3 protein-coding genes are annotated in these 5,133 nt (G+C 33.4%); all 3 read right to left on the reverse strand.

The features are described from left to right. Nucleotides 1-578: 578 nt before the first annotated feature. On the reverse strand, nucleotides 579-1,205 hold the full coding sequence (tsaB, locus tag F6K22_RS30945) for a tRNA (adenosine(37)-N6)-threonylcarbamoyltransferase complex dimerization subunit type 1 TsaB (protein WP_293107077.1): 627 nt from the start codon (nucleotides 1,203-1,205) through the stop codon (nucleotides 579-581). Between the two features lie 680 nt (nucleotides 1,206-1,885). Further along, the gene (locus F6K22_RS30950; protein WP_293107079.1) at nucleotides 1,886-2,161 is read right to left on the reverse strand and encodes a hypothetical protein; all 276 of its coding nucleotides are present in this window, start codon (nucleotides 2,159-2,161) and stop codon (nucleotides 1,886-1,888) included. A 503-nt stretch (nucleotides 2,162-2,664) separates the two neighbouring features. After that, entirely contained in the window at nucleotides 2,665-4,413 is a 1,749-nt protein-coding gene (locus F6K22_RS30955) for a protein kinase domain-containing protein (protein WP_375340213.1), read from the reverse strand. Between the last annotated feature and the right edge of the window lie 720 nt (nucleotides 4,414-5,133).

A 5,133-nucleotide genomic window follows, 5' to 3' on the forward strand; every position in this document is an offset into this window, starting at 1 on the left:
TATACTCTCTATATTGCTACACGGAAAGCAAAAACCAAAAACCATTCATATAAAACTTGACTAAAATATCTTTTTAGCTTTTATCAATGTCAAATACCTTAATGGGTAGTCCTATAGTTATAGTTATGAAGCAAAAAGCAGCATTAGTAAAATTAAAAGATTTAATCTGACAAGCCAAAACTGCTAATCAATTAAGTGCAATTATTATTGACTATACACATGAAGAAATTATTCAAGTTTACGGTCAGTTAACATCAAAACAACAAAGAAAAATTAAATTAATCTGGCAAAAGTGCAAAAATTAAGTCTTTCCCCACTCTAATATTCCTACTCTAACTCTTTAGCATTTCTCATGCTAGTGAGCGACGATTATATTATTGGTGATTTATTTTCTTGGGGATAATAGTCCGCATTGCGGTAGCGATCGCCCTCACTATTGAATGACAAATATTTTAGATTATTCAGTTTTTATTTTCATACCTTGATTCAGCAACGCCCTATTATTATTTTCTTTTGCTTGTTGCCTATGTTCCCTAAAACCTAGATTTTTTTACCTCAGTAGTATGGCAATTAATTTATCACTTTTCTACAGGATGTTGTCCATAAAAAGGTAATGCTTCTGACCAATGGGGTCTGTTTCCTTTTTGCCATTCTAAATGAGCTAATTCTAATAGATTGACAACATATTTTCCTAAACCATTTTCAACCTGAATTAACTGATAAGAATTTTCCCAGTTTTCTAAGATTTTTTCCCATGCTGCGGGATTCATTAGTGTATCTTCTAAAAGATGATTGATACCCATTTCTTCTGCCTGATAAATAGCTGTAAATAACTGCTCTCTTTGAGCTGGCATTTGTATGGATAAATTCTGAATTTTATGTTTATATGACCAAGCTATAGTTGCTAAAGTTGAAATTGCAAATAGTGGGATATCTAACTGTTGAGCTAAAGTTCTAGCTGTGACTACACCAATACGAGTACCTGTGAAACTTCCCGGACCTTTAGCAACAGCAATAAAGCTTAAATCTTGCCAAGTTTGAGGTGGCATAAATTCTTGTAATTTTTGGTGTAAGTGAGTCGATAGGTCTCGCCCTAAGTTCCAAGTTTTAGAGCGAACACTTTCAGGAAAATTACTAATAGCTAAACCTAACTCCGGACTGGTAGTGTGAATTGCTAAACCATATTTTTTTGGTGTGTTTGTCATTTGTTTGAGGTAAGAAGGAAATGTAGATGAGTCTATGGGTCTCGCCCTAAGTTCCAAGTTTCAGAGCGAACACTTTCAGGAAAATTACTAATAGCTAAACCTAACTCCGGACTGGTAATATCAATTGCTAAATCAGATTTTTTTTGGTGTGTTTGTCATTTGTTTGAGGTAAGAAGGAAAAAGAAAAGTAGATTGGTCTATAGAATCAATTTGGCATCTTTTACATTGATTTTCTTTTCTACAACCTGAGCGATATAGCCGCCGCAGGAAAAACTGTGGAATGCTGCGCAAACATATCGCGCAGCGTTTCATGTCGGCGACAGCCGAAAAGCGGAACTGAGTTCTATCGCGGCATAAGTTGAATAAAAAATCATGTATATAGGCGAGCTACATGATATAGTTTTTATAATATCACAAAAATTGTGAGGATGCAACCGAAAATCCTTTGAGGCGCAAATTTTTTTAGGAGCTTCATCAAATGAACATTTTAGTGGTTTTTCATTGAGCAACTTATAGATTAGATGGGAAAAGCAAGGATATGAGTTTATGGTAGCTTTACAAGATGAAGATATTTCTGGTATCGCTCATGGGGAAAATTTCTGAATACTTGATTGTCTTTTAGCCAGTAAATTTAGTTGAATAAAAAATCATGCATATAGGCGAGTTACATCATATAGTTTTTATAATATCACAAAAATTGCGAGGATGCAACCGAAAATCCTTTGACGCGCGAATTTTTTAGGAGCTTCATAAAATGAAAATTTTAGTGATTTTTCACTGAGGAGGGATAGATCGAAAGATTTGATAACAGGAAAAACAAGCACATAAGTTGATTGGAGCTTCACAAGATGACAATATTTTTTGTTTTGTTTTTCGAGAAAATTACTCATAGCAGAATCTAACTTCGGAGTGATGATGTAAATTGCTAAACCAGATTTTTTGGGTGTGTAATTCATTTAGTTGAAGGAATAAGGAAGAAGGAAAAAAGGAAAGTAGATGAGTCGAGCGCTCTGGTCTGAAATTTCAATTTTGCCCAAGGAATATTTTCGAGAAAATTACTCATAGCAGAATCTAACTTCGGAGTGATGATGTAAATTGCTAAACCAGATTTTTTGGGTGTGTAATTCATTTAGTTGAAGGAATAAGGAAGAAGGAAAAAAGGAAAGTAGATGAGTCGAGCGCTCTGGTCTGAAATTTCAATTTTGCCCAAGGAATATTTTCGAGAAAATTACTCATAACAGAATCTAACTTCGGAGTGATGATGTAAATTGCTAAACCAGATTTTTTTTGTGTGTTTGTTATTTGTTTAAAATAACAAGTTAAGAGAGAATAAGGAAGGAACAAAGAAAATGGGGTTTGGAGACCAAAATCCTACAGTTTTTTGCACAATAAGAAATGGCATCGAAGCTATTGATCCTGACTCCTGACTTCATCGTTTCTCAATTCTAAATTCTCAATTCTAAATTCCCATTTCCTCCCTAACATAAAATATCGGTAGAGCTACAAATAAACAACTTAAGAGTAAACCAAAAATATCAGAAATCCAAAACCTAAAACCTAACAAACCTACTATTAAAAATATAGTTGCTACTGTAGCAAATAAATTATTAGTTGCCAATTTATTCTGTTTTCCCACCTGATGTTTAACCGTCATAAAAGCTGAGGCAATTATCAAAGCAATTAGAGGATGCCAAATAATTATTTGATAACCAAAAATAAACCACGTTAAAGCAAACATTAAAGTATCTAGCCAAAATTTTCTTTCCCTAAATCTAGCCAACCAAAAACTCTGAGTTCCTAACTGCGATATTTTAATAAAACCCTGACTTTTTTGCAGTCTCACAATTTTATTTTTCCATCTAGCTTTACGATCAATTCTCAAGACTTGTTGCCATTCTGGCACAGTTTTTCCCTGAGCTTTACCTAACAATTTCACCTTATCTATATTTGGCAATTTTAGAGCGGTCAACTTAGCCGAAATTATCTTTAAAATTTTGGCATAATTAACTTTGTTGTTCGATTTTCTACTAATCACAACAGTCAAAGTTTTCTTCACGCGACTTACCTGAACTTTCACCGACTCAAGAGCTAAAACTTCCTGCAACTCTCGTCGAATTTTTGCTTGTGGAGTTAATTTTTTCGGAACTGCTGAAGAAGCAGAAAAATGAACAGTCTCCATATAAGTAGACTGGGGGTTAAGATGTCTCAGAATAGCAGTGGCAGAATGATAACGGCGATTAGTAGCACTTTGCAACATCTTGTCCAAAATTCTACCAAGTTCCTCACTGACAGGCATTTTTAAATAATCTCGCCACACCCACTTACTATTTCTACTATCAAATAGATCGAAGGGTGAGACTTGAGTCAAAAGATGAATACAAGTAACACCGAAACTATAAATATCGCTGGCGAAAACCGCCTTACCCATAAGTTGTTCGGGAGCAGTATAAGCAGCACTACCAATAATAGTACCTGTTTGAGGTAAACCTTTTTTCTCTACTAACTTAGCAGCACCAAAATCTACCAAAACAAGTTTACCTGTAGTGCGACGAATAATATTCTCTGGCTTAATATCTCGATGAATAATTTGAGATTTATGCACAAACTGTAATACTGGCAATAAATCATTTAACAATTCCCGAATTTTAGCCTCAGTAAAGACACCTTTTTCTGCTAATTCTTGGGCAAGATTTTTACCTTTAATATATTCTTGAACTAGGTATTGTTGTTCGTCTTGTTGAAAAGATTGAAATAATTCGGGAATTTGAGAATGACTGCCTAAGGTTTTTAATTGTTGTGCTTCTTGCTGAAATAATTCTACAGCTTTTTCAGAGGTTGTTTTTACCTTAAGTTCTCCACTACTAGAAATTGTTTCTGAAGATTGAGGATAATTTTGGCGATAATTTTTATTCTGGGGAAAAAATTGTTTAATTACACAAACTTTTTGAATAGAACTTGCTTCATCTACCGCTAAAAAAGTTCTACCAAAACCACCATATCCAATAAGTTTAAGGATGCGGTAACGAGACTGGTTAATTATTGTAGAATTACTATCTACTGACGGAATAATTTTCTTTTTTTCTATTTCTGTATCTTTACTAATAACTGGAGAAATTAATAATAATGGCGAATTGCAATTCTGGCAAATTTTAGCCTTCGGAGAATTTTGTGGATTTTTGCAGTTAGGATTAAAACAGTAACTCATCATAGAAGTCTTCAATAATTAATAATTAACAATTAATAATTAATAATTACCTCTTCTCAAAAATAAGAGGATTAATTAAAAGTTTTTTTGTTTTTTTTCTCCTTGAAAGGATCTGATTTTTTACAGCAGTCGAGAAAATTAGAACACTAGACTAGAAACTTAAATATACCAATCCTAAATAGGTTGTAAGATTTTATAAATCCTGGGTTTGGTTTCTTTTCCCCAAGTGCAAAGGGATTTGGAGACCAAACCCCTACAGTTTTTTCTCACAAATCATTTCTTCTGGCTATATAACACTTGCCATTACTATTAAGACATTCTCGCTATTTTCAAATTTATTCACACCAAGAATTTAATTTATAACTTCTGACTAAAGTAAGATTTTATAGGCTCAAAACCTTCAATCTATAGTAATTTCTATAAATTCTTTTACATCTGAAGTTTGAAACTATTTGTAATATCTTTTAAGTGAATTGGTATGAGATGATTTGAGTGGACTGATGGAGAAAAATAAACACTGATGGAGGAAAAGAAACCAGGAAAGATGCTCTAATACTATTAGAGATATCCAACAATCAAAAATTAAATCAATTATCCTACAGAAATAATTAATTATTTCCCCCTGTTCCCTATTCCCTATTCCCTATTCCCTCTTTTAACTAATAACTGATTTTAGGTAGGGACAAGTTCGCCTGGCCTTAATTTTGCCCATTTACCCATTTC

Origin of the sequence: Okeania sp. SIO2F4 (assembly GCF_010672385.1) — a bacterium.
Lineage (GTDB): Bacteria > Cyanobacteriota > Cyanobacteriia > Cyanobacteriales > Microcoleaceae > Trichodesmium.

What these genes read in the sequence shown, in the direction of transcription:
- tsaB (WP_293107077.1), bottom strand. Translation starts at nt 1,205, where the DNA reads ATGACAAACACACCAAAAAAATATGGTTTAGCAATTCACACTACCAGT.
- F6K22_RS30950 (WP_293107079.1), bottom strand. Translation starts at nt 2,161, where the DNA reads ATGAATTACACACCCAAAAAATCTGGTTTAGCAATTTACATCATCACT.
- F6K22_RS30955 (WP_375340213.1), bottom strand. Translation starts at nt 4,413, where the DNA reads ATGATGAGTTACTGTTTTAATCCTAACTGCAAAAATCCACAAAATTCT.